The sequence below is a fragment of the Hartmannibacter diazotrophicus genome (genome assembly GCF_900231165.1).
In the GTDB taxonomy this organism is placed as follows: Bacteria; Pseudomonadota; Alphaproteobacteria; order Rhizobiales; family Pleomorphomonadaceae; genus Hartmannibacter; species Hartmannibacter diazotrophicus.
Genome location: NZ_LT960614.1, coordinates 1,061,172 through 1,084,042, shown reverse-complemented (window position 1 = coordinate 1,084,042; position 22,871 = coordinate 1,061,172). Strand labels below are relative to the sequence as shown.

Genomic DNA, 22,871 nt, shown 5'->3' with positions numbered 1-22,871 from the left:
CTCGATCTTGTCCATGCCTCTGCCATGTGCCGCTCCATGAACAAGGCATCGAGAGACTGGTCGGACGTACCCTGCGAGCCGGACGTCCCGGTTCGCATGTCCCTCGTGGAAAGCACCCATTTCACGTTGAAGGAAGGCGATGCCTTCGTCGTCCTCGACCAGTACGGCGATTGCGGCCTCGTGCCAGGCGGACCGGATGGACTTTATTTTCACGACACGCGTCACCTGTCCCGGTTCGAATTGCTCGTCGAGGGGCAGCGCCCGTTGCTGCTAGGGTCGCGCATTCGCGACGACAATGCCGTGCTCTGCGTCGATCTGACCAATCCAGATTTTGGCCCGGCCAACGCCCCCACGATTGCCCACAATCTCATCGTGCTCGATCGCACCAAATTTCTCTGGGATGGCGCCTGCTTCGAGCGGATCGGCATTCGCAACTACGGTAGCCGCCGGCTTGAATTCGAGCTGGAGATCCGCTTTGCCGCCGACTTCCATGATCTGTTCGAGGTGCGCGGCGCAACCCGCCAGGCCCATGGCAAGACATCCGTCCGCATCGCCACGGACAACCGCGTCGAATACGAATACAGCGGCCTTGACGATATCCGTCGTCACACCTGCCTGTCCTTCGAACCGAAGCCCGGCAGGATCGAACCGCATCGTGCCGTCTTCAGGATCGCGCTTGAGGCCGGCGCCAAGACCAAGGTGCTGGCCGTCGTCGACTGCGGCGAGGAAAGGCGCATCGAACCTGCGAACTTCCGCCATGCACTGCTTGCCAAACGGCGTCAGCTGCACGCCATTCGCAATTCCGCCGTGACGATCACGAGTTCAAACCGGCTGTTCAACAGGGTCACAGCCCGATCGGCATCCGATTTGACGATGCTGTTGACCCGGACAGAACAGGGCCTTTACCCCTACGCCGGCATTCCCTGGTTCAGCACCGTGTTCGGCCGGGACGGGATCATCACCGCCATGCTGACGCTGTGGACCAATCCGGCTGTCGGGCTCGGCGTCCTGCGTCATCTGGCGGCGACACAGGCGACAACCATCGACGCCGTTGCCGACGCACAACCCGGCAAGATCCTGCACGAAAGCCGCAACAGCGAGATGGCCCGGCTCGGCGAAGTGCCGTTTGGTCGCTACTACGGAACGATCGACGCGACACCGCTCTTTGTCCTGCTGGCGGGGCTCTATTTCCAGCGCACCGGCGACCTCGACACGATGCGCAGCCTTTGGGGCAATATTCTCGCGGCGCTGGAGTGGTGCGACCGTTACGGCGATGCCGATCAAGACGGCTTCGTGGAATACCACCGGATGACCGAGATGGGTCTTTCCAACCAGGGCTGGAAGGACAGCGACGACGCGATTTTTCACGCCGATGGTTCACCCGCGGAAGGACCGATCGCGCTTTGCGAGGTGCAATCCTATCTCTATGCGGCCAAGAAGGCGATCGCTGTCGTGGCCGAGCACCTTGGCCATGAGACACTCGCAGCAGCGCTTCTGCAACAGGCCGACCACTTGCGCGAGCGTTTCGAAACCGCGTTCTGGTGCCCCGAGATCAACATGTATGCGCTGGCGCTCGATGGCGAAAAGCGTCCGTGCAAGGTCCGTTCATCGAATGCCGGTCACGCGCTCTTTTGCGGGATCGCCACCGACGAACACGCCAAGGCAACCGCCGAGACCATGATGGGTGCGGATTTCTTCAGCGGCTGGGGCATTCGCACGATTGCCAGAGGCGAAGCCAACTTCAATCCGATTTCCTATCACAACGGGTCGATCTGGCCGCACGACAACGCTCTTATCGGGGCCGGCTTTGCGCGCTATGGACTGAAGCAACATACAGCCCGCATCCTGGGGGCGCTGGTCGACGCAGCGGGCTATTGGGAACTGCAGCGAATACCAGAACTTTTTTGTGGCTTCCGCCGCCGACCACACCAGGGCCCTACCGCCTACCCGGTGGCTTGCGCGCCGCAAGCCTGGGCAACCGTCGCCCCGCTGTCCCTGCTCGCCAGCTGCCTCGGACTGACCATGGATCACCTTGGCAATGAAATCCGCTTTGATGCACCCGTGCTGCCGCATTTTCTGGACGATGTCCGGCTTGGTGGCCTGAAACTTGGCAATTCAGCCATGGACCTCCTCGTCGAGCGCAGGGACGCAGCAATTTCCGTGCGTGTTGCCGATACCTCCGGCGACGAAAGTATTGTCGTCAAAATCCGCGGAAAGCGTTGACCATGTCGACTTGGGGACTTGGGGACTTGGGGATCGCATCCGCCGGCGAGATCCAGTGACCAGCAAGCGTCCCAGCCAGACGCTTCTTCGTGGCAACTCGCCTGAGAAAATGCCGCCCGTTCGGCGTCTCCAGCCCTCCGTTTGCGAAACATGCCGGTCGTCCTGTTAGGTGGAGTGGCTTGTACCTGGACTAGCCAAGGAAGCTTCACTTGGAAAGTGTGCGACGACCCATGAGAGCTGGCTCGGGAAATTTGGACATTGGGCATAGGTGGATTTTCGGCCTGAACGCGGCATGATTGCCGTGAACAGGAGCGGATATGACGAGACGCGTTCGCCGGAACCACAGCCCGGCTTTCAAGGCGAAGGTCGCATTGGCGGCCATCAAGGGCGAGAAGACGCTGGCCGACCTGGCGCAGCAGTTCGACGTCCACCCCAACCAGATCACGCAGTGGCGCAGCCAGCTCCTTGAAGGGGCTGCCGGTGTCTTCGGCTCCGAAGCGAAGTCCGAGTCCAACGCACCAACGATCGACGTGAAGACGCTGCATGCGAAGATCGGGGAGCTGGCGCTGGAGAACGATTTTTTGTCCGGCGCGCTCGGCAAGGCCGGCCTTCTGAGCGCAAAGCGATGATCGACCGCCATCACGATCTGCCGCTCAACCGGCAGGCCAGAGCACTCGGGATCAGCCGAGGCAGTGTCTATTATCTGCCCCGCGCGGCCTCGTCTGCTGATCTGGCCTTGATGCGCGCGATTGACGCGCTGCATCTGGAATACCCCTTCGCCGGCAGCCGCATGCTGCAGGGTCTGCTGCTGGCCGAGGGGCATGTCGCTGGGCGTCTCCACGTCGCGACGCTGATGAAGCGGATGGGGATCGAGGCGCTTTACCGCCGACCGAACACGTCAAAGCCGGCGCCGGGGCACAAGATCTTCCCTTACCTGCTGCGCAAGCTGCCGGTGACGCGCGCCAATCAGGTCTGGGCGATGGACATCACCTACATCCCGATGGCGCGGGGCTTCGTCTATCTGACGGCCGTCGTCGACTGGTTCAGCCGCAAGGTCCTGGCCTGGCGGCTCTCGATCACGATGGACGTCGCCTTCTGCATCGAGGCCGTCGAGGAGGCGATGGCGCGCTTCGGCAAGCCGGATATCTTCAATACCGACCAAGGCTCGCAGTTCACCAGCCGCGAGTTCACCGCCCTGCTGATCGGCTCCGGCATCAAGATCAGCATGGATGGCAAGGGCGCCTGGCGCGACAACGTCTTCGTCGAGCGCATCTGGAAATCGGTCAAATACGAGGAGGTCTACCTGCGCGCCTATGCCAGCGTGTCCGACGCGCGCGCTTCGATCGGCCGCTATCTCGCGTTCTACAACGGCCGAAGACCTCACCAGAGCCTGGCACGGCAGACGCCCGATCAGGCCTACTTCAATGCGCTGCAGCCAATCCCGGTTGCGGCATAACCAGGGCGGAAATCCACTTAGAGACAGCCCGCAAACTGTTCAGATAAACCGAGCCAGCTCTCTCGAAGGGCGAATACACGATCCCAAATCCCGCCGGCCTCATGTGCAAGGAGGTTGGACTCGCGTATTTCAATATCCCATGCGAAGCGGTTAGGGTCTTGGGAACATGAAACGATATCAAGCATCTGCGCGCGCTGGAGCAAATTGAGAATACTCATGTTCCAACGGCGGTTGAGATCGGTGGAAACGGTTATGCCAAACCTCATTGCGTCAAGGTCAATGGTCATAGCTTGCGTATCTTCAACCCAACGATTATTAAAGCTTGACCGGATCATAGCCTCCCAGCGCGGGACAGCAAGTTCGCGGGTGATCCACGAACCGGTCGCCACTGAGCGTGCGTGGGTCACGTCGTCTTTGAAGCCGTCTCTGTTCACATCGGTGAAAAGGCAGACCACCAGTCCCTGCCGCCCGTCCCGAGCGGCGCGGCCGATCTCTTGGTAGTAACGAGCGGGACTGTCCGGGAGGCAGGCGTGTACGACTGATCTCACATTTGTCTTGTCAACGCCCATCCCGAAGGCAGATGTAGCAACAACCATATCGATCTTATCGGCAGCCCAATCGTTTACGATCTGATGCCTCTCGGAAGTTGAAGAAACCTCGCCACTGAAGAGTGCGATGCGCTCATAGCCCCGAATTTTGAGGCGGGCGTAGAGTTCGCTTGCGCTGAGACGTAGATCCCGAGGCCCTCTATCATCCTCGTCTCCTGCCAGTGTCGTGTAGACAATCAGCGGACGTGGCGCTCGATCCACCACGAAGTCGAGTGCCTGAAGCCGAGATTCCGCGCTTTCATACCGATGCATGACGATGTCGAACTCAGAACGTGGCGACGCTGCATCCACCTCGCCCCACCCTTGGTCCGATCTATAAGATGCACGGAGTACTTCTCGGGCAGACGGTGGCAGAGTAGCCGAGAGGAGGATGCACTGTAGATCTCTGTTGTAAGATCGGAGTTCTCGGACCAGGCCAGGGAGTCGCTGAAAATCTGGGCGAAACGTCCGTCCCCAACTCTCGATAATATGCGCTTCGTCAATGAAGATTGCCGAAAGAGAAGCCTTCAGAGGACCGAGTTTTTTGGTCGGATCGGTTGCCGCCTCAATCAGGTACTCTCTCCCTGATCCAAGGGCGATTTCCGGCGACATCAAAAGTATTGGGATCTCACCCCTGCGGAATGCGTCCATGAGGTTGGCGCGATCAACTGCATCCATCCCTCCGACCAGTGCTCGGCTTCCTTCAAGGCCGGGTATCGCCGATAACGTACGCTCATGATCCAACGCCAGCGACACAGTTGGTGTCACGACAACAACGCATGATCCACCGCCCGTTTCTCGCATGCGAGTCGCACACAGTTGAAACAGGAGGCTTTTGCCAGAACCGGTTGGTAGGCAGACCATCAGCGACGCACCCTTGGGCATCGTAACGAGTGAGCGTACCGCGGCCTTCTGGCCCTCCGACCGATAATCCGGATGACTGGTGTGCCTCAAAAGAATGGCATCGGGGGGAAGATGATCGCGATAGCGCCGGAGAGAAAGATCCAAGTCCTGAGCGACCCAAAACCCTTCAGGTGTCCGATCATCTTTTTCGTCAAGCAAGCGAATGACCGATGCACCGATGGCCAACCCAAACCGTGGAGCAGCGTCAACGTCCGCGTCTGAGAGGTGCGGTTTCAGATCTTCGCGATCCATCCGACCACCTTTGAGGCGCACTAGAGATCGTATGAGCGCTAGCTTGTCCGCAATCGAACTGGCCTGTGCAAGACATGCAAATAACCGCGCCACCTCGCCGCGGAGCCATTCTTGAGTATCTGAAGAATCAGCGAAAGACATCTTCCAGCGAATATCGCATTCACACTACTACTTATAAGTTAATTGTGCTCGCAACGGATACCAGAAGCTACAGGCCCAATCATAGAATCCCCCACGCCCCGAAACCTCCCCCTGCCTGCCACCTCCCTGAGACCGAGTTCTAAAACTATACGACGCGCCGCCTCCGGCGTCACGTTCAACGTTTTCGCTACCATGCCAGCCACACGTGCGGCCTGGCCATGACCAGTTCGGCGAATTTTTGAAGACGTCCGGCGCCCCTCCAGTTTTCGTTCAATCACGGCGCGCCAGCGTCGAAGGCCTCCGCTATCGCGGCAATCGGCCCCATTCCGGGCATGGACATGAGCCGGGCCGCGCTCTGTGAGCCTTTCCCTTCCGATCTAAGCGCCTTTTCTAACGTCACAATCCTAGAAGAGCGCGCGCCGATCTGGCCGAGATATAGCCGAGCGCTCTCCACGACGATAAGATCAAGGCCGGTCTCGTGATCCTCAACAATCTCCATCAGCAAGGCGAGATTGGCGATCCCTGTCAATCGGCGCGCAGAACCGCCCCTATCGGCGTCAAAAAAGGACGCCGATCGCCGGGGTCAATTTTGCACGCCGAAACACAGTAAGTTCAGGCGCCCCTTCGACAGTGCAACGAATTATGTCTAACCGGCATAGGATGCATCTTGAAACCTCTCTGAGGCTCTTCGTTTAAGCCCCTTCCCCACCGAAGTGAAACCCAGTTCCGGTCCTCGAGCCTTGGCGTCAGCCTTCCGCCTTCAGACCGGGTCCTTCCAGATCATCGCTAGTTGCGCGCTTTTTTGAGCCCGAATCTGTCGTTCATGAATTGGCGGAACCTCCAATCTCCATCTCCGACCACGTGCCACGCCGCGCCTTCAACCGCGCCTCCCCGACGATGCGTTCAATATCCGCGCCCGTCATCCCCATCACGCGCGTCGCCAGACGCCGCAGGATCGCGTTGACGGGATTGCCCTGCGGCGCGACTGCCGGCGTTTTCGTCGTGTCGCTGCTCTGAGTCGCGATCACCGCACTGCTCCTTTCCGTTCCTCTTCAGCTTCTTCCTTCAGGTGATCGGCGACGATCTTCTTCAGCGAGAAGCCATCATCGGATTCCGACCCGACGTCCGGTACCGACTCCTGGATCAGCGACATCACATCATCACCGAGATGAAGGGCAAGGATTTCCGCGAGTGTCGGGACATTGGGCTTCGGAGTCTCGAAATGCCTTCCAGCCGCCCGGAGCGCTTGATCGCCTCGTCGATATCGTTTGGGCGCTTGGTCGCACCAACAATGATCAATCCCTCCGATTTCACGCGTCATCGAGCAGTTCTCGTGCCTTGTTGACAATGGCGTTCTAATAGTCCGAGTACTCCCGCTCCGCCGTTTGCCAATCTCGTCGATCTCGTCGATGAACAGGTTCGCCGGCGCCATGGCACGGGCCTCGACAAACGTCTTGTTCATCTTGTCGATCACGTCGTTCAAATGCCCGCCTTGCAGCCAGGTCGAGACAGAGGTGACGACCAACGGAACCTGCAGACTGTTGCAAGAGCGCTTGGGCAAAAGTCGTCTTGCCGGTTCCCGACGGTCCGGACAACAGCAACTGGTGCTCATTTTCGACCAGGCAAGGATGCCCGCCCGGTAATCGTCCAGGTCCGCCTTGAGATCGAGCACCCAATCCTTCACCTTACCATATCCGGAGAGCGTTTCGACGGTTACGGGCGGCTTGTAGCCGATCTCGTCAACCATCAGTAACGGCTCCGGCTGGATCACTTCGGCCCCGGACGGTTGGTCGCGCTTCCTGCCACCTTTGCCTTCACTCGTCGACGACTTCGACGTCTCGTCCGATCCTTGCCCTTTCTCCGTGGATGTGGTGGAAGGCTTCGATTCGGGTGCCTGTCGCCACCCCCGCCGCCATCGCCGTCCTCACCCTCGAAGTCACCGCGATTGCGTTCGATGAGCGTGGCGAGGACGTGCAGCACGTCTTGAACATGCCGTCCCGGCCGGAACGCAAGGACTAAATCCTCGAGCGACAACCAGCGCGCATCGGAATCCGACGGCAGGCCCAGCTTCTCGATTGTCGTATCCGGATAGAGCACTTCGACCAAATCAGCGACGAACTTGCGATCGAGCTTTCCCGTCTCCAGCGACAGATCGGCGGAGATTCGCAGCAGGGAGGGAATGTCCGACCGTTTTTCGGCGACGGCAAGGATCGGCAAGTCCCGCGACGATCGCCCACAACCTCAATGCGCGCGGCGTTTCGGCGCCGCCGCACAAGTACTGGCACGACGACACAATCCGCGGAGATAGCAAACGACAGAGTGGAATTTTCCACAACGAGCTTTTTGTCGGCCGGATCGTCTGGAACAAGCAGAACTACCGCAAGAATCCGGAGACGGAACGCCGTACCGTCTGCCTCAACGACAAGAGCAAATGAGGCGTGACGGACGTCCCGTCTATGCGCATCGTCAGCGACGAACTCTGGGCGCGAGCAACAGAGCGGCAACTGACGACGCTGGAGAACTTTTCCCGGACGACCACCAATCTACTGAACAGGACACACCGACCGAACTAACTGCTGAGCGGCAAGCTGGAATACGCCGAATGCGGTGGCTCCTACGTCATCATGACCAAAGAGCGCTACGATTGCTCGAACCACAAGAGCAGGCTACCGATCGATGGCCTCGGCGGCGCCTGCTGCAGCAACCAGAAGACCATTCTCCGCAAGAACCTGGAGGATCGGATGCTATCCTGCCTTCCTGCCGCATTCTTCGGCACGGGCGTATTCGACGACGTCGCCGGACAGGCCCGACAAGACCTCGCCGCGTCGCTCAGGAACGAACCCGACGAACGCCAGCGGATTTCCAAGGAATTGAAGGCTACCGAACAGGAACAGCGCCAGATTATTCAGCAGATCAGCGATCGTGCCGACGAAGCCCGACCTCGTCCGGCAGTGCTCGATGATTTGCTCGACCAGTTCGAGGAGCGCCGCGCCGGCCTTGAAGCGTGTCTGAAGCAGGCACCGGCCGAAGAGGATTTCGGGGAGAAGGTCAAGAAGTTGAAGGCGGAAGTGAGCCCGCAGGCCGTCGAGTTGACCATCAACTCCGCCTTCTATTACATGCGCGAGCACGCCGATGCCGAGACGAAGCAGCCTTCATCCATATCGTGCGCCGGTTCATCCAGAAGGTGGTGATCGGCAAGACGCCGGGCCACCAGTCGGCATCACTCGAAGTCCACGGCCGGATCGCCTCGATCCTTGCCGCCATGGAAGCCGCCACGATCATGGAGAGGCAGTTCGAAGCCTTGAAGCGGCACGATTATCTGGAACGGCTTCGCGCTGGTGATCTCGACACGGAGCAGAAACAAAAAAAGCTCCTCAACGCTTACGCGGAGGAGCTTTTTGTGAAGCAACTTGAATGGGCAAATATTCAAGTCTCAGTGGTTGCGGGGGCAGGATTTGAACCTGCGGCCTTCAGGTTATGAGCCTGACGAGCTACCGGGCTGCTCCACCCCGCGTCAAAGTCGGAAGGTCTCTGCCGACGGCGCTGATGTAGCAACTCGCCGGCCCAATTGAAAGCCCCATATGACATTTTTTTATCATGGCAGGCCTGCGTCTTGTGCAGACGCCGCCAAGACGTGCACAAAGCTTGAGTTTATGGCCGTGCCGCGCCATAGGGTGGCGGAACCGGCAATGGACACGGCGAAGACCGGACCGTGATCATTCTCTGAGGCCGCTCAACCCTAAAGTCGGGTGGGCGCCGATTCGGGAATGGTCTTTCATCCAGACGGGCAGAACCATCGGGCCGGCAGAGGAGCCAGACTTGGCGTCGAACACCCTGAGACATGACGGAGCCGGACAGACCGGCGCGGCCGATCCCGGACTACGGTGGGGGCCTCTCCTGCTGCTGGTGGGCGTTGCCGTCGGCCTGCGCGTTCTGGCGCTGCTGCTTGCCAAAACGGACCTTTATGTCGACGAGGCGCAATACTGGTCCTGGGCCAAGGTGCCGGATTTCGGCTACTACTCCAAGCCGCCGCTGATCGCCTGGATCATCGCCGTAACGACCGCCCTCTTCGGCAACAGCGAATGGGCCGTGCGGCTTGCCGCGCCGATCCTGCACGGCGCGACGAGCCTCGTCCTCGCCGCCCTCGCCGCGCGATTCTACGGCGGGCGCGTCGGCTTCTGGTCGGCGGTCACCTTCCTGCTCGTGCCCGCCGTCAGCCTGTCCTCGCTGCTGATCACCACCGACATTCCGCTGCTGCTTGCCTGGTCCTTCGCGCTCCTGTTCATGGCGCGCTGGCTCGACGACGGCGGCTGGGGCAATGCCCTAGGGCTCGGACTTGCCATCGGCGTCGGGCTCAACGCCAAATATGCCATGGCCTTCTTTCCGGCCGCCGCCCTGCTCTACCTGCTGCTGACACCGGAGCATCGGCGCCGGCTGCTCGGTCCGCAATTCTGGGCGGCCATCGCCATCGGCATTCTCCTGATCGTGCCGAACATCCTGTGGAATGCCGCGCACAGCTTCGTCACCTTCTCGCACACGCGCGACAACGCCAACTGGAGCGGGCCGGCGATCCATCCCGAAGCGATGGCGGAGTTTCTTGGCAGCCAGTTCGGCGTCTTCGGCCCCATCCTCTTTGCCGCGCTCCTTGCGATGGTCTTCGGCCTGAGACGCAGCGCCAACCGGCCGGCCGACCGGTTCCTCATTGTCTTCAGCGTGCCGATTCTGGCCGCCTTCACCCTGCAGGCCATCATCAAGGAAGCGAACGCCAACTGGGCGGCGACCGCCTATCCGGCAGCGACGATCCTGGTGACGGCCCTTCTGATCACCCATAGCAAGCCGGACGATGCCAAACGCCGCATGCTCTTCCGCGCATCGACGGGATTGCACGGTCTCATCGCCTTCGTCCTGCTGGTCGCTCCCGCCTTCGCGCCAAGCCTGTGGCTGCCGAAGATCGGCAATCCGATGTCGCGGGTTCTCGGCTGGTCGGACTATATGTCCGCACTGGGCAAAGAGGCCCAGGCATCGGGCGCCCGGACCCTCATCTTCGTGCGGCGGGGCGATGCGGCCGAGGCGCTCTACTATCTGCGCGATACCCCATTCGCCATCGCCGTCACGCCGCCCGAGCCTGGAGCGCGGCCACGAGACCATTTCGAGCTGACGCGGCCCTTCACGACCGCTCTTCCCGCCCCCGGCCTCGTCGTCCTGCCCGCCCCGCGCGACACGTCTGCACCGGTCGCATGGCCATCGCTCGACGTCACCACCGAGGCCGAGGAAGGGCGCATTCCCGTTGCGCGCGGCGTGACCAAGTCGCTTGAGATCGCCGTCCGCAAGGTCACCTGGCAAACGCCATGACGATCGATCTGAAGACCGTCGGGCTCGTCCGCAGCGGCCAGACCATCCTCCACGGTATCACGGCGCGGCTCGACGAACGGCGGATCGGCGTCATCGGCCTCAACGGGTCCGGCAAGAGCAGCCTTGCCCGCCTGATCGCCGGCCTGATGCAGCCGACCAGCGGATCGATCCTCATCGACGGGCTGGACACGAAGGCGGATGCGAAAGCCCTCAAGGGCCGGACCGGGTTTGTCTTCCAGAACCCTCTGAACCAGATCGTGCTGCCGATCGTCGCCGACGATGTCGCCTTCGGCCTCACCAACCGCGGTGTGCCGCGCAAGGAGGCCGTCAAGCAGGCCCGCGCGATGCTGGACCGGCTCGGGCTTCTGTCCCTCGCCGAGCGCCCGGCGCATGAACTCAGCGGCGGCGAAGTGCAACTCGTCGCGCTCGCGGCGATCCTCGTCATGCAGCCCGGCCTCATCGTCTTCGACGAGCCGACCACCGCGCTCGATCTTCGCAACGCGCGCCGCGTCGCGGCGGCCATCGACAAGTTGGACGCAAGGGCCGTCGTCGTCACCCACGACCTCGCGCTGGCAAGGTCCATGGACCGCGTGCTGCTGCTGCACGAGGGCCGGCTCCACTTCGACGGCGACCCGGCCGAGGCTGCCCGGCGCCTCGAAGCGCTGGCGGAGGTGGCCCCGTGAACCTCTCGCTCTATTCACCGGGCGACAGTGTCATGCACCGGCTCGGCGCGGGCACGAAGCTTGCCGGCCTTGCAGGGATGGGCGCCGCCCTGATCTGGATCGACGATCTTCGGGTGCTCGCCGCGCTCGCCCTCGTGTGCCCTCTCATTCTCCTCTCCTGCCGCCTGCCGCGCGAGCGGGTGACGCGTGCGATCGTCTGGCCGCTCGTCATCGGCCTTCTGGTGTTGCTGGCAAGCCTCGTCATCAGCGAACTGCGGTTCGGGCTCATCAGCGCACTGCGGCTGATTATCCTGATGACGCTGGCGGCGGCCGTCACCATGACCACCCCGACCGGCGCGATCCTCGCTCTCATCGGCAAGGGTCTCAGTCCCTTTGGCCGGAGGGGACGGCTTGTTTCCGCCTATCTCGGCCTTGCGATCGGGCTGGTCCTGCGTCTCATTCCCGAGATCGCGGCGGAGTTCGACGCGATCCGCGAGGCGCAGGCGGCCCGCGGCGTGAAGGCGCGCCCGCTCCCACTCGTGATCCCTCTTGTGATACGCACGTTGCGCAATGCCGACGACATCGCGGCCGCGCTCGACGCGAGGGGATTTCCGCCCGCCGATCTGCGCAGGCCCGACGCCGTCAGGGACGGATATGACGCCAGAGGGGGCTAGTCATGACCAATCGCGACTTCGTGCTCATGGTTCTCTTCGCCGCGATCATCGCAGCGCTCGGCCTCGTGCCACCCATCCAGTTCATCGCCGGGGTGCCGATTTCCCTGCAGACCCTCGGCGTCATGCTCGCCGGGCTTTGCCTCGGGCCGATGCGGGCCGGCGGTGCCATCGTCGTGATCCTGATCCTCGTCGCCATCGGTGTGCCCGTTCTCTCGGGTGGACGGGGCGGCCTTGCGGTCTATGCCGGGCCGACGGCGGGCTATCTCGTCGGCTGGCTACCCGGCGCCATGGTGACAGGATGGCTCGCCGACCGGTTCATCGGTCCGTCGCGATCCGCTTCCACGAAGAAGGCGGTCATTGGCGGCGTCGCCGCCGCCATCATCGGCGGCATCGGTGTCGTCTATGCGCTCGGCATTCCGTGGCTCGCCTTCGTCGCCAACGCGCCGATCGTGAAGATGGCCTACGGCAACCTCGCCTTCATTCCGGGCGACGTCGTCAAGGCGGTTCTCGCGGCGCTCATCGCGAACAGCGTCGCCAGGGTCTATCCGCTGCCAAGAGGCTGAGGACTGCCCTCGAACAGGTTCGAGGACGTCCTTGATCGCGTTCAAGGTCTTCGAGCGGCACGCCGAAGCGCAGAAAAGCCCGGTCATCCAACGACCGGAGCTTTTCCATGTCACGCTATCGCCTTCCCGCCGCCCTGGGGGCCATTCTCCTGCTCCTGCCCGCCGCCGCTGAGGCAGAGACGGCCGTCGGCTTCACGCTGCGGGCCGTCCCCTCCCCCGAGCGGCATGAGTTGCTCCAGACCGCCTTCTGGTATCCTGCCGAGGCGGACGGCCGTCTTGCCCGCGTCGCCGAAAATCCGGCCTTCCTGGGCGTCGACGTGCGCGAGGACGCGACGCCGCTTTCAGGTGTCCATCCGCTCGTCGTCTTCTCGCACGGGCTTGGCGGCAACTGGCGCAACGAAGCCTGGCTGGCAACGCGCCTTGCCGCCGAAGGCTATGTGGTGGCGGCACCCGACCATCCGGGCACGACCACCTTCAACCGCTCGAAAGACGAGGCGGCGGACCTTTCGGAGCGGCCGAAGGATCTTTCCCATGTCATCGATGCGGTGCTCGGTCGTCCGAACATGGCCGGCACCATCGATCCGGCCCGGATCGCCGTTCTCGGCCATTCGCTCGGCGGCTGGACCGCGATCGAGATTGCCGGCGGGCGCTTCGATGCGGAGAAATTCGAGAAGGACTGCGCGGCAGGCCACGCCCCGTCGATCTCCTGCAAGGCGATGGACGGTCTCGGCGCGCTCAAGAACGCCGATCACAGGGCCAGCGTCGCGGGCGATCTCGGCGACCGGCGCGTCAAGGCGGCGGTGACGCTCGACCTTGGGCTAGGCCGCGGGTTCACCGACGCAAGCCTTTCGGCCATCGAGCTTCCTGTCCTCGTTCTTGCCGCCGGCTTCGACGTCATCCATCTGCCGGCCGAACAGGAATCGCAGTATCTGGCCGATCACCTGCCGCAGCCCCTGACGACCTATCGCCGGATCGACGACGCGACCCATTTCAGCTTCATGGGCGTCTGCAAGCCGGGTGCGGCCGACCTCATCGAAAAGGAGGCGCCCGGCGAGGGGGTCGTCTGCCGGGATGGCGGGACGCGCAGCCGCGAGGAGATCCACGACGAGGTCTTCACCCTCGTTTCGGATTTCCTGAAGCGCAGCCTTCAGGGCGCGGAAACGGCGACTTCGGCCGAGCGGCGATAGTCGCTCGGGCTCATGCCCGTCACCCGGCGGAATTCGCGGTTGAAGTTCGACTTGGTCTGAAAGCCGCTCTCGAACATCACCGAGGTGACGGGCTCGTCCGTTTCGGCAAGGCGCCGCTTGGCGTCCTCGACCCGGTATTCGTTGACCACCTGCGAGATGTTGCGGCCGAAGCGGCGGTTGATCGCCGAGGAAATCTGGCGGGCGGGGATTCCCGCCCGCCGGGCAAGGCGGTCCAGCGTCAGGTCGGGATCGCGAAAAAGCCCGCGCTCGCGCAAGAGGCGGTCGATAGCGGCGATGACCTCCTGGTCCGTGTCGGCGTCGATGTCCTGCCGATCCAGGGCCCTGGCGGCGTCGGAGGCCTCCTCCCCGAGGCTCGCTTCGTCTGTCACAGGCTCGGGCTTGCTGGCTCCGACGACGGCCACGGCGGCCGCGATCGCCAGAAGGCTTCCAAGGTTGGCAATCGCGACGATGGTGACGGCATGCTCACCGGCGTAGAGGTCGAAATCGACCGCGATCGCAAGATCGACAAGGGCGGAGACGATCAGGAACAGCGCGGCGAGCCGGATCGCGTGCAGGACCGAGGGAATGTCACCCAGACGGACCGCGCCGGCGCTGTCGACGCCCCTTGCGGCGAATCTCAGAAGCGCCGCGCCATAGGCAAAGAAGGATGCCGCAACGACGGCATCGATTGGCGGATGCCAGAGCGCCCACGTCGCCGACAGCACGATCATGAGCAGCAGCGGCAGAGCATGCGGCCAATAGCTGGCCAACGGCCGGCGCCGCTCACGGCCGATATCGGTGAAGCAGATCCAGGCAAGCGGCGGCAGGGCCAAGGCAATGATCGGCTGGACGAAGCGGATCCATCGGACGTCGAGGCTCCAGCGCAGGCCGACGACCAGGACCATCATCGTGCAGGCGGCGACAAAAATGGCCGCCGGCGACAGGCGTCCGGACGGTCCCTCCTCAAGGACGAGCCTTGCAAAAAGGACCCCGAGCAGCAGGGCAACCACGAAGGGCAAGGGAATGGCGGGCATTCGTCAGGTCGTCCGGCAGGATCAGATCGCAAGGCCCGGAAACGCCAGGCCAAGGAGCACGAAGGCGATCGGCTGATGGCGGTTTAGCCCGATCTGGTCCATGCCGGCAATCGGCGAAAGAGGCTTCATCACGACAATGCCCGCTGCTTCACGGTCGCCAGTCAGTCGTCTTTGACAGCGGACAACGCACCGGCGGACCGGATCGTCCGGCCATAAGGGGCCGACGATGATGCAGCCGGGTCCTACTCGGCAGCTGCCTGGAACGAGCTAGCCTGAAGGTTTCCGAGCGACGTGCTGATGTGGTTGGCGAGCGCATCGTGCACCGGCCCGGTCGCATGCTCGGCCCGCATCAGGGCGATGTTGCAGGCCGGCAAATCGACGAACCCGTCCCGGGGGCCGAGAATACGCATGTTGGGCCGGATCGAGCTTTCGGCCATCACCGAGACGGCGAGGCCGGCCAGAACCGCACCGGAAATCGCCGAGGCGGACCCGCTGGAATAGGCAAGGCGGAAGCGGCGACCCATCTGGTCCAGCGTGCGGATGGCGGACATCCGCCAGCTGCAGGTTTCCGGACCGAGCGCGAGCGGCAGCGGATCGCGCTCATGCGTATCGTGATCGCGCGCGCCGACCCAGTAGAGCGGCTCGCGGCGGATGACGTCGCCCCGATCCCCGACATCGCCGGAGGTGACGATCGCGAGATCAAGCTTGCCTTCGCGGACCATCGCCGAGGTGTGGTCGCTGGACTGACACTCGACCGCCACCTCGATGCACGGATTGATGTGCGAGAAACCGGCAAGGATCATCGGCAGCAACCGGTCGGCGTAGTCGTCCGGCAGGCCGAGGCGGATCGTGCCGGCCACGCCCTGATCGGCAAAAGCCGAAAGCGTTTCATCGTTCAGGCGGATCATCCGGCGGGCATAGTCGAGCAACCGCCGGCCGTCCTCGGTCAGCCGGCTCTGACGCCCGTCGCGCACGAAGATCGGCCGCTCGATGCGTTCCTCCAGCCGGCGCATCTGCATCGAGACGGCGGACTGGGTCTTGTGCACGACGTCGCCGGCGGCGGTGAAGCTGCCCATCTCGGCGATGGCGACGAAGGTGCGGAGTTGATCAAGGTCGAGAACGTTCATGGGTTCGATCCATCACGTTTGCTGATGTCTTACATTACAAACATTCGTTGGATTGATCAATAGAACGATGGCAATGTGTCCCCATGCCGAGAGTGAACTGCAATCGAACAGATTGCCCCTCGCTTTCCGGCGCAAGACACCCGTGATGACCTCGCAAGACTGCCTTAGCCTCTTGCCCATCACGATCACGAGGCATCCAGACCCGCAACAATCCGCCGACAGACCCGTCGTGCGGCAACGGGAGTGTTTTATCCAAAATCCAGGAGAAAGATCATGAGCTTGAGTTCGCTTCCCTCTTCCCGCCCTTCCCTGCCGGCCCGGTCCAGCCGCTTCGCCACCAGCGCAGGTCTCCTGCGTCGGCTCGGCAGCCGTCTGCTCGCCCTTTACCTCGCATGGGAAGACCGGCGCTCGGTCGCCAGGCTCTATGAGGTCGACGACCGCATGCTGGCCGACATCGGCCTCACCCGCGGCGACATCGACGGCGCCATGAGCCTCGGTGCGATCGACAGGCCGAGCAGCCATCTGGTGGCCGCTGCCGACGAGCGGCGCCGTGCCCGCAGCCTGATGGCGCTTGCGCAGCGGAACCTTCGCTGAGAAGGCCAGCCGGGCCCTCAAGGCCTGCCGATCCTCAAACATCAACATTCCTGATCGATCCTATCAAAAACATTCGTTTGATAAATTGTTCGATCCGGAGCATCGTCCGCTCATCCCAATAACCTTCCAACCCGACCTCCTGCCCGGACTGGCAGGCTTCTCTCGCGCGCCGCGAACGGAGAACCGGTGCGCCTTTGCCCTGGAGCAAGACCCATGACCACGATCATCAGAACCAGCGCCCCCAAGATGTCGTCCGGCTTTTCGCCGGTGGCTGCCGCCCTGCGCATGGTCCGCTCGATCACGGTGCGCTGGGGCAATTACCGGGAGAAGCGTCTGACCTTGCAACATCTCAAAGAGCTCGATGCAAGGCTCCTCGACGACGTCGGGCTGTCCGCCTTCGACGTGCATCACTCGGCGCAGCTGCCGCCGCGATTGCACACGGAGTGGCGGTGATGCCGCGGCTCGATTTCGCCGCCTGCATCAACGACGTCTGCCCCATTTCCGGCCGCCCCGTATCGCCTGACGCGCTCGCCCTCTACCGGGGCGAGGTGGTCGGGTTCGAAACGACAGGTCATCGCGACCAGTTTCTCGCCGCGATCCTGATGTTCGAATCCGCCCGCATCACGCCCCGGTCGCAGGTCAGGCCGCATGTGCCGATCCGTCGCAACGACATTCCGGTTCCTTCGGTGTTGATGGACCCGGGTTTCCAGGAATGTCGCCTGGCGGGCTGTTGAGAACGGCAAACATCCGAGCCGGGCGATGCTTTCGGGTGGCCTTTTTGAAAGGCCCCGGGCAATCTGTCGCCTGACGCCCCGACATCAGAGCGCACGTCTGCCATCCGGAATTCGCCCTCCGGACGCGGCCGACCGCTCTGCCCCTCCCGGACCCCGGTCCGGGAGGGTGCTTTCAAAGTTTGATCACCGGCCCCCTGCCGGTTCAACTGGCGGCCTGCCTCGGCGGGTCGCCACTTTTTTTTGCGTTGACGGTTGAACCCGGGCCAGCGGACCCTGCGCCCGCGCCGTTCTCTTTCGCTGTCGCCGCATTCGGACTTGATCGGAACAGCCAAACCCGATACGTCCGCCCTTCGCCTTTCCAGACCCTTCTTGAACGAAGCCGGCAGACGCTGTCCGGCCCGGGATTTTTCCATGTCGGCATGCGGCCTCGACTTCGGCACCTCGAACACGACACTCGGCCTTGCCGGCGATGCCGGACCGCGCCTCGTCGCACTGGAAGGCAATGCCGTCACCGTTCCGAGTTCGGTCTTCTATCACCGCAACGGCGGCTACGACCTCGGCCGCGCTGCGATCGCCGCCTATGTCGACGGCGAGGACGGACGGCTGATGCGCAGCCTGAAGTCGGTTCTCGGCAGTTCCCTCATCGACGAGACGACGCTGGTCGGCCGGCAGCGCCTCAAGTTCCGCGAGGTCATCGGCAGCTTCATCGGCGCCGTGAAGAAGCGCGCCGAGGCAGAGACGGGCGCGCGCCTTGCGCAGGTCGTGCACGGGCGCCCGGTTCATTTCGTCGACAACGATCCGGCTGCCGACGCCCGCGCCGAGGAGGTGCTGCGGGCTCTGGCGCTCGGCGCCGGTTTCGAGGACGTTTCCTTCCAGTACGAGCCCATCGCGGCCGCGCTCGACTACGAACTGCAGGTCGCGGGCGAAGAGCTCGCCCTCATCGCCGACATCGGCGGCGGCACATCGGACTTCTCGATCGTGCGCATCGGACCGCAAAGGGCCCGCAGGCCCGACCGGACGGAAGACATTCTCGCCAACGACGGCATCCGCATCGGCGGCGTCGATTTCGACCGCAAGCTCTCGCTGGAAGAGGTCATGCCGCTGCTCGGCTTCCGCAGCGCGATGAAGCGGCCGGGGGTCAACGTTCCGAACGGCTATTTCCACGACCTTGCGACCTGGTCCGCGATCAACCGGCTTTACGAGCCAAAGGTGCTGAGGGACCTTGGCGAACTGGAGCGCGACTGCGCCGAGCCGAAAAAGATCGGCCGCCTGCTCCATGTGATCGAGGAGCAGCGCGGCCACACGCTGGCGCTCGACGTCGAAAACGCCAAGATCGCCCTTGCCGAGACCGAGAGCACGGTCATCGACCTTGAGTGGATCGAGAAAGGGCTGTCGCGGGCACTGACACAGCCGGCGATGTTCGAAGACACCCGTGAGCTTGCCGCGGCCATCGGGCGGCGCATCGACGACTGCCTGGCACTTGCCGGCATCGGGCGCGAGGCGATCGACGCCGTCTTCCTCACCGGCGGCTCGACCCGCCTTGCCCATGTGCATGCCGCCATTCTTGGCGCCGTACCCGAGGCACGCGCCGTCGAGGGCGACACGTTCGGGTCCGTCGGCACCGGTCTTGCGATCGAGGCCGCCCGGCGCTACGGGCCGGCAGAGAACAAAAGGGGCGTTCAGGCCCGCTGCTGATAGGTCTCCAGGATGCGCTCGAAGGCCTTGCGGTTGGTTTCCTGAAGCTCCATGCCGGCGTCGAACATATGCTTCAGCGCCGCCACGCCCGTGTTCTGGAAGTCCGGTTCCGGCGGCAGCTCCGGTTCGGGCTCGGGCTCCGGTTCAGGGGCATGCTCCGGCTTTCCGGCGGAAAACCCCTTCATGAACGCATCCATCGGCGCGGTGAACGGGTTGAACGGCGCGGCGGACGCAGCACCAGGCTTGTTCTCGGCCTGCCCCGAAAAGCCCTTCTGCCAAGCCTCCATCATCGCGACGAAGGGGCCCTTGTCGATCTCCTTGCCGAGACCGCCAAGCAGCACCGACGTCATCATCGGCATCATGCGGTTGACGATATCCGTGCCGATGCCGGTCATCATGGCTGCCTGCTCGGCGATCGCCTTTGCCGCCTCGCGGGAGCCGAAGATCTTCGCCATGGCCTCGATGCCGGCGTCCTGCGTCGTCTTGGCGACGGCGGCGTCGTAGCTGTCGAAGGCGGCCTTGAAGGGTCCGGTGCGCATCAGGGCAAAGAGGCCGAAGGGATCGGCGTTCGGCATCGTCATGCGGCGTTGCATGCCCATGGCATAGACGGGCAGCATCGTCGCCATCAGTTTTTCAATATCGTTTGGCGTCATGCCGAACTGGGAGGCGAAATTCTCGATCGCCTGTCCGTGCTGCGCCTGACGCATCAAGTCCGTGAACGTATACAAGACGGCAAGCTCCCGCGCTTTCCAAGGGTCAGGGCATCACGGTCAAGACTTCGGACTGCAGGGTCACGAAATCATCGTGATCGGGGCGCATGCTCATCGAGAATCGGCTTTTCGATATGCTCAAGGCATACACTCGCGGGACGATGATCCACGCATCCTTCGCCGGCGTCAAACGATGGCTGAAAAAAGGCCGGGAAAAGCGCTTCACAATCAGTGAAAAGACGGAGCGGGCCGTTCTAGTAGGCGTAGGCCTCGAAGACCCGATCGATATCGCCCTGCCATTCCCCCTTGTATCGGTCGAGCATCAGCTCGGCCGGCGTCTTGCCTGACGCGAGCGTCTCCATCACCGGATCGAGATACTGCGTCTCGTCGTAGCCGCCGGAATTGAGGCGCGCCCGCCGGGCGAGGCCGCCACGGGCGATCGAGACAACGTCCCGCGCGATCTGATGAACCGTCCGCCCCCGGAACTCGGTGGCAAGGGCCGTCGTCGGCACGCGGTCGCGCAGATCCTGCATTTCGTCGGTCGTCCAGTCCTTGACGAGGTCGAGGGCCGCGTCCAACGCCGTCTCGTCATAGAGAAGGCCGACCCAGAAGGCGGGCAGCGCGCAGATGCGCCGCCAGGGGCCGCCGTCCGCCCCGCGCATTTCCAGGAACCGCTTCAGGCGGACCTCGGGAAAGAGCGTCGAGAGATGGTTGTCCCAGTCGCCAATGGAGGGGACCACGCCCGGAATCCGGTCCTCGAAGCCGCCGTCCAGATACTGGCGGAAGGTGATATCGGTGGCATCGTGGTAGGTGTCGCCGCGCTTGACGAAATACATCGGCACGTCGAGCGCCCAGTCGACATAGCGCTGGAACCCGAATCCCTCCTCGAAGACGAAGGGAATCATGCCGGAGCGGTCGTTGTCCGTATCGCGCCAGATCTCCGAACGTTCGGACAGACGCCCGTTGGGCTTGCCCTCGGTGAAGGGCGAATTGGCGAAGAGCGCGGTGGCGATCGGCTGAAGGGCGACCGAGGCGCGCATCTTGCGCACCATGTCGGCCTCGGACGAGAAATCGAGGTTCACCTGGACGGTGCAGGTGCGGAACATCATGTCGAGGCCACGCGTGCCGACCTTCGGCATGTAGTTCTTCATGATGTCGTAGCGCGACTTCGGCATCTGCGGCGTCTCGGCGAAGGTCCACTTCGGGCTCATGCCGAGACCGAGGAAACCGATGCCGAGTGGCTCGGCGATCTCGCGCACCTGCGCCAGATGCGCGTAGGTTTCCTTGCAGGTCTGGTGCAGGTTGTCGAGCGGCGCGCCGGAAAGCTCGAACTGACCGCCGGGCTCAAGGCTGATCGCGCCGCCCCCGGTGGGATCGACCAGGCCGATGATGAGGCCCCGGTCGATGATCGGCTCCCAGCCGAGAAGGCCCTCCATCCCTTCCAGAAGGGCGCGAACGCCCTTCGGCCCCTCATAGGGCACGGGGGTGTGGTCGGCGAGGTAGAAACCGAACTTCTCGTGCTCGGTGCCGATCCGCCACGCCTCTTTCGGCTTCGAGCCGGATGCAAGGCGCTCGGCCAGATCGGTCAGCGAGCGGATCGGAGTATCGTCGGAAGTGTCACGCGCCATGAACAGCCGCCCAGAGGAAAAGGAAGGCGCACACTATCTGCGCCCCCTGCTGCAATCAATCAGGAGAAACGATCACGTTGAAGCCATCGACAGGTGATCGGAGAGCCGGTGTTCGACCCGGCGCACCGTCGGCATCAGCAGAGCCGTAACCACCAGACAATAAAGCCCCATTGTGGTGAGGACGCCGGGATAGGCGATGCCGGCATCGATGAGCCAGCCGGCAAGGCCGGGACCGGCCGCGGACGAGAAGACCATCATGGCCACGATCGCCGCGCGGATCGCACCGAGATGGCGGCGCCCGTAGACCTCCGGCCACAGTGCGCCGAAGAGGCAAAGCGAGAAGCCGTCGGTGATGCCATAGAGAACGAAATAGGCCGGTCCTGCCCAGGGCTGTTCCACGAAGCCGAGGATCAAAAGCCCGAGTCCGAAGGGGATGAGATAGAAGGGCAGAAGCTGGCGCGCCGTGAACCGGTCGACCAGTTGCCCGGCAAGGAAGGTGCAGAGGATCGTGACACCGGAGAGCAGCGGAAAGCTCTCGGCAAAGCGCGTCAGGTCCCATCCCCGCAAGTCCACCAGATAGACCTGATGGAAGAAGACGGTGTTGCTGATGAAGGTCGGCGGCAGCATGCCGAGCAGAAGCAGATAGAAGACCGGATCGCGCAGGACCTCCTTGCGCGTCCAGTCGCGCGGAGCCGCGACAGCATCGTGCACCGAGGTATCGAGCGGCGTGCGCGGCTGCTTCAGGAGAAAGACGAGCAGCGGCAGAGCGACAAATGCCAGAAGCGCCGCCACGGCCCACCAGAGCGCCCGCCAGCCGAACCATTCGATGGCGACGACGGCGGCTAGCGGCGTTATCGCCTGCCCGGCATTGAAACCGAGGGTCATGATCGAGATGGCAAGGCCGCGGGTTGCCGAAAACCAGCGCCCGGCGGTGGTGAAGGCCACGTGGACCATCATGCCCTGGCCGAACAGCCTCAGGAGCAGGAGCCCGATGAAGACGATGACCAGGTGATTGCCGAGCGCGAGGATCGCCGCGCCGGCCGCCAGCGCCAGCGTGACGAGCCCGACGACCGAGGCCACGGGCCGTGTGTCGATGATCGATCCCAGCCGCGTCAGGATCACCGCGCTCAGCAGCGTCGCCACCATGAAGAGCGTCGCGAATTCGCCGTTGGAGAGTTGGAAGGCCTTGCGAATCTCTCCGGCGGACAGCGAGACGAAGAAAGTCTGGCCGAAGGCGGAGCAGAAGAGCAGCAGGAAGCCGCCCGCAAGCCAGCGGAGATTGTCGCGGATGAAAGGCAGGAGACCGGTCATGAGGCGGACGGGGCCAGAGACTTCGGCAGGCTCACCGG

Annotated in this window: 24 protein-coding genes, 1 tRNA gene and 1 pseudogene; 13 read left to right on the top strand and 13 right to left on the bottom strand. The window is 63.2% G+C overall.

Annotated features, from left to right (window positions below; translation table 11 throughout):
- Window positions 1-36 precede the first annotated feature (36 nt).
- Both HDIA_RS05050 and HDIA_RS05045 read left to right on the top strand, forming a co-directional pair.
- Window positions 37-2,223 carry an amylo-alpha-1,6-glucosidase gene (locus tag HDIA_RS05050; RefSeq protein ID WP_157775323.1) on the top strand — a complete coding sequence of 729 codons (2,187 nt, stop codon included), beginning with the start codon at window positions 37-39 and terminating at the stop codon, window positions 2,221-2,223.
- Between the two features lie 317 nt (window positions 2,224-2,540).
- Window positions 2,541-3,679, top strand: a protein-coding gene (locus HDIA_RS05045) for an IS3 family transposase (protein ID WP_099554957.1) whose coding sequence is annotated in 2 segments (ribosomal slippage) — window positions 2,541-2,799 and window positions 2,799-3,679 — 1,140 coding nt in all. Because the reading frame shifts where the segments join, the coding sequence is not laid out codon by codon here.
- A 17-nt stretch (window positions 3,680-3,696) separates the two neighbouring features.
- On the opposite strand, the gene HDIA_RS05040 is transcribed toward HDIA_RS05045, so the two are convergent.
- The 6 genes and pseudogenes from HDIA_RS05040 to HDIA_RS25805 form a co-directional block, all read right to left on the bottom strand.
- Window positions 3,697-5,421 (bottom strand): DEAD/DEAH box helicase, encoded by a 1,725-nt coding sequence (locus HDIA_RS05040; protein WP_162292608.1) that lies wholly within the window; start codon window positions 5,419-5,421, stop codon window positions 3,697-3,699.
- Window positions 5,422-5,641: 220 nt separating this feature from the next.
- A pseudogene (locus HDIA_RS25175) lies at window positions 5,642-5,846 on the bottom strand (helix-turn-helix domain-containing protein); the annotation flags it as partial.
- On the bottom strand, window positions 5,837-6,091 hold the full coding sequence (locus tag HDIA_RS05030; RefSeq protein WP_099554953.1) for a hypothetical protein: 255 nt from the start codon (window positions 6,089-6,091) through the stop codon (window positions 5,837-5,839). The pseudogene HDIA_RS25175 and the gene HDIA_RS05030, both read right to left, overlap by 10 nt.
- A 292-nt stretch (window positions 6,092-6,383) precedes the next feature.
- Window positions 6,384-6,590 (bottom strand): hypothetical protein, encoded by a 207-nt coding sequence (locus HDIA_RS05025; protein ID WP_245884170.1) that lies wholly within the window; start codon window positions 6,588-6,590, stop codon window positions 6,384-6,386.
- Window positions 6,587-7,309: an AAA family ATPase gene (locus HDIA_RS25810; protein ID WP_245884169.1), complete on the bottom strand. Its 723-nt coding sequence runs from the start codon at window positions 7,307-7,309 to the stop codon at window positions 6,587-6,589. Before HDIA_RS25810 ends, HDIA_RS05025 begins: the two co-directional genes overlap by 4 nt.
- Before the next feature lie 20 nt (window positions 7,310-7,329).
- Window positions 7,330-7,779 (bottom strand): hypothetical protein, encoded by a 450-nt coding sequence (locus HDIA_RS25805; protein WP_245884338.1) that lies wholly within the window; start codon window positions 7,777-7,779, stop codon window positions 7,330-7,332.
- Window positions 7,780-7,790: 11 nt separating this feature from the next.
- Here HDIA_RS25805 and HDIA_RS25800 point away from each other — a divergent pair, with 11 nt between their 5' ends.
- Together HDIA_RS25800 and HDIA_RS05010 are read left to right on the top strand one after the other, a co-directional pair.
- A complete protein-coding gene (locus HDIA_RS25800) occupies window positions 7,791-7,997 on the top strand; it encodes a recombinase family protein (RefSeq protein ID WP_245884260.1) in 207 nt (68 codons plus the stop codon).
- Window positions 7,998-8,186: 189 nt separating this feature from the next.
- Window positions 8,187-8,753 carry a hypothetical protein gene (locus HDIA_RS05010; protein WP_099554947.1) on the top strand — a complete coding sequence of 189 codons (567 nt, stop codon included), beginning with the start codon at window positions 8,187-8,189 and terminating at the stop codon, window positions 8,751-8,753.
- A 29-nt stretch (window positions 8,754-8,782) separates the two neighbouring features.
- Here HDIA_RS05010 and HDIA_RS25630 read toward each other — a convergent pair whose 3' ends face one another.
- Window positions 8,783-8,926 (bottom strand): hypothetical protein, encoded by a 144-nt coding sequence (locus HDIA_RS25630; protein WP_157775317.1) that lies wholly within the window; start codon window positions 8,924-8,926, stop codon window positions 8,783-8,785.
- Window positions 8,927-8,999: 73 nt separating this feature from the next.
- Window positions 9,000-9,076, bottom strand: a tRNA-Met gene (locus tag HDIA_RS05005).
- A gap of 305 nt (window positions 9,077-9,381) precedes the next feature.
- Here HDIA_RS05005 and HDIA_RS05000 point away from each other — a divergent pair.
- The 5 genes from HDIA_RS05000 (at window position 9,382) to HDIA_RS04980 (ending at window position 14,000) form a co-directional block, all read left to right on the top strand.
- A complete protein-coding gene (locus HDIA_RS05000) occupies window positions 9,382-10,914 on the top strand; it encodes an ArnT family glycosyltransferase (protein ID WP_157775315.1) in 1,533 nt (510 codons plus the stop codon).
- Window positions 10,911-11,597: an energy-coupling factor ABC transporter ATP-binding protein gene (locus HDIA_RS04995; protein WP_099554943.1), complete on the top strand. Its 687-nt coding sequence runs from the start codon at window positions 10,911-10,913 to the stop codon at window positions 11,595-11,597. The genes HDIA_RS05000 and HDIA_RS04995 overlap by 4 nt, the downstream gene beginning before the upstream one ends.
- Entirely contained in the window at window positions 11,594-12,250 is a 657-nt protein-coding gene (locus HDIA_RS04990) for an energy-coupling factor transporter transmembrane component T family protein (RefSeq protein ID WP_099554941.1), read from the top strand. The genes HDIA_RS04995 and HDIA_RS04990 overlap by 4 nt, the downstream gene beginning before the upstream one ends.
- Window positions 12,251-12,252: 2 nt before the next feature.
- On the top strand, window positions 12,253-12,813 hold the full coding sequence (locus tag HDIA_RS04985) for a biotin transporter BioY (protein WP_099554940.1): 561 nt from the start codon (window positions 12,253-12,255) through the stop codon (window positions 12,811-12,813).
- Between the two features lie 107 nt (window positions 12,814-12,920).
- Window positions 12,921-14,000 (top strand): alpha/beta hydrolase family protein, encoded by a 1,080-nt coding sequence (locus HDIA_RS04980; RefSeq protein WP_099554938.1) that lies wholly within the window; start codon window positions 12,921-12,923, stop codon window positions 13,998-14,000.
- On the opposite strand, the gene HDIA_RS04975 is transcribed toward HDIA_RS04980, so the two are convergent.
- Both HDIA_RS04975 and HDIA_RS04970 read right to left on the bottom strand, forming a co-directional pair.
- Complete coding sequence (locus tag HDIA_RS04975) at window positions 13,961-15,034, bottom strand: helix-turn-helix domain-containing protein (protein ID WP_099554936.1); 1,074 nt, start codon at window positions 15,032-15,034, stop codon at window positions 13,961-13,963. The two genes, HDIA_RS04980 and HDIA_RS04975, sit on opposite strands and share 40 nt — an antisense overlap.
- A gap of 242 nt (window positions 15,035-15,276) precedes the next feature.
- Complete coding sequence (locus HDIA_RS04970; protein ID WP_099554934.1) at window positions 15,277-16,161, bottom strand: LysR substrate-binding domain-containing protein; 885 nt, start codon at window positions 16,159-16,161, stop codon at window positions 15,277-15,279.
- Window positions 16,162-16,434: 273 nt separating this feature from the next.
- Here HDIA_RS04970 and HDIA_RS04965 point away from each other — a divergent pair, with 273 nt between their 5' ends.
- The 4 genes from HDIA_RS04965 to HDIA_RS04950 all read left to right on the top strand — a co-directional run bounded on the left by HDIA_RS04965 (window position 16,435) and on the right by HDIA_RS04950 (window position 19,184).
- Complete coding sequence (locus tag HDIA_RS04965) at window positions 16,435-16,755, top strand: YjiS-like domain-containing protein (RefSeq protein WP_099554932.1); 321 nt, start codon at window positions 16,435-16,437, stop codon at window positions 16,753-16,755.
- Window positions 16,756-16,968: 213 nt separating this feature from the next.
- Window positions 16,969-17,208: a DUF1127 domain-containing protein gene (locus tag HDIA_RS04960; protein ID WP_099554930.1), complete on the top strand. Its 240-nt coding sequence runs from the start codon at window positions 16,969-16,971 to the stop codon at window positions 17,206-17,208.
- Window positions 17,208-17,489 carry a hypothetical protein gene (locus HDIA_RS26020; RefSeq protein ID WP_342748100.1) on the top strand — a complete coding sequence of 94 codons (282 nt, stop codon included), beginning with the start codon at window positions 17,208-17,210 and terminating at the stop codon, window positions 17,487-17,489. The genes HDIA_RS04960 and HDIA_RS26020 overlap by 1 nt, the downstream gene beginning before the upstream one ends.
- A gap of 411 nt (window positions 17,490-17,900) precedes the next feature.
- Window positions 17,901-19,184, top strand: coding sequence for an Hsp70 family protein (locus HDIA_RS04950; protein ID WP_099554928.1), 1,284 nt, complete (start codon window positions 17,901-17,903; stop codon window positions 19,182-19,184).
- Here the strand turns inward: HDIA_RS04950 and HDIA_RS04945 are convergent.
- From HDIA_RS04945 to HDIA_RS04935, 3 genes are all read right to left on the bottom strand, one after another.
- Window positions 19,169-19,912, bottom strand: a complete 744-nt coding sequence (locus tag HDIA_RS04945; RefSeq protein ID WP_099554926.1) for a DUF937 domain-containing protein — start codon at window positions 19,910-19,912, stop codon at window positions 19,169-19,171. The two genes, HDIA_RS04950 and HDIA_RS04945, sit on opposite strands and share 16 nt — an antisense overlap.
- Before the next feature lie 236 nt (window positions 19,913-20,148).
- A complete protein-coding gene (locus HDIA_RS04940; RefSeq protein WP_099554924.1) occupies window positions 20,149-21,522 on the bottom strand; it encodes a glutamate--cysteine ligase in 1,374 nt (457 codons plus the stop codon).
- A 72-nt stretch (window positions 21,523-21,594) separates the two neighbouring features.
- Window positions 21,595-22,833 carry an MFS transporter gene (locus HDIA_RS04935; protein WP_099554922.1) on the bottom strand — a complete coding sequence of 413 codons (1,239 nt, stop codon included), beginning with the start codon at window positions 22,831-22,833 and terminating at the stop codon, window positions 21,595-21,597.
- Between the last annotated feature and the right edge of the window lie 38 nt (window positions 22,834-22,871).

Coding starts and splice junctions, on each gene's coding strand:
- HDIA_RS05050 (WP_157775323.1), top strand. CDS start 37: ATGAACAAGGCATCGAGAGACTGGTCGGACGTACCCTGCGAGCCGGAC.
- HDIA_RS05040 (WP_162292608.1), bottom strand. CDS start 5,421: ATGGATCGCGAAGATCTGAAACCGCACCTCTCAGACGCGGACGTTGAC.
- HDIA_RS25810 (WP_245884169.1), bottom strand. CDS start 7,309: ATGGTTGACGAGATCGGCTACAAGCCGCCCGTAACCGTCGAAACGCTC.
- HDIA_RS05010 (WP_099554947.1), top strand. CDS start 8,187: ATGACCAAAGAGCGCTACGATTGCTCGAACCACAAGAGCAGGCTACCG.
- HDIA_RS04995 (WP_099554943.1), top strand. CDS start 10,911: ATGACGATCGATCTGAAGACCGTCGGGCTCGTCCGCAGCGGCCAGACC.
- HDIA_RS04985 (WP_099554940.1), top strand. CDS start 12,253: ATGACCAATCGCGACTTCGTGCTCATGGTTCTCTTCGCCGCGATCATC.
- HDIA_RS04980 (WP_099554938.1), top strand. CDS start 12,921: ATGTCACGCTATCGCCTTCCCGCCGCCCTGGGGGCCATTCTCCTGCTC.
- HDIA_RS04975 (WP_099554936.1), bottom strand. CDS start 15,034: ATGCCCGCCATTCCCTTGCCCTTCGTGGTTGCCCTGCTGCTCGGGGTC.
- HDIA_RS04970 (WP_099554934.1), bottom strand. CDS start 16,161: ATGAACGTTCTCGACCTTGATCAACTCCGCACCTTCGTCGCCATCGCC.
- HDIA_RS04965 (WP_099554932.1), top strand. CDS start 16,435: ATGAGCTTGAGTTCGCTTCCCTCTTCCCGCCCTTCCCTGCCGGCCCGG.
- HDIA_RS04960 (WP_099554930.1), top strand. CDS start 16,969: ATGACCACGATCATCAGAACCAGCGCCCCCAAGATGTCGTCCGGCTTT.
- HDIA_RS26020 (WP_342748100.1), top strand. CDS start 17,208: ATGCCGCGGCTCGATTTCGCCGCCTGCATCAACGACGTCTGCCCCATT.
- HDIA_RS04950 (WP_099554928.1), top strand. CDS start 17,901: ATGTCGGCATGCGGCCTCGACTTCGGCACCTCGAACACGACACTCGGC.
- HDIA_RS04940 (WP_099554924.1), bottom strand. CDS start 21,522: ATGGCGCGTGACACTTCCGACGATACTCCGATCCGCTCGCTGACCGAT.
- HDIA_RS04935 (WP_099554922.1), bottom strand. CDS start 22,833: ATGACCGGTCTCCTGCCTTTCATCCGCGACAATCTCCGCTGGCTTGCG.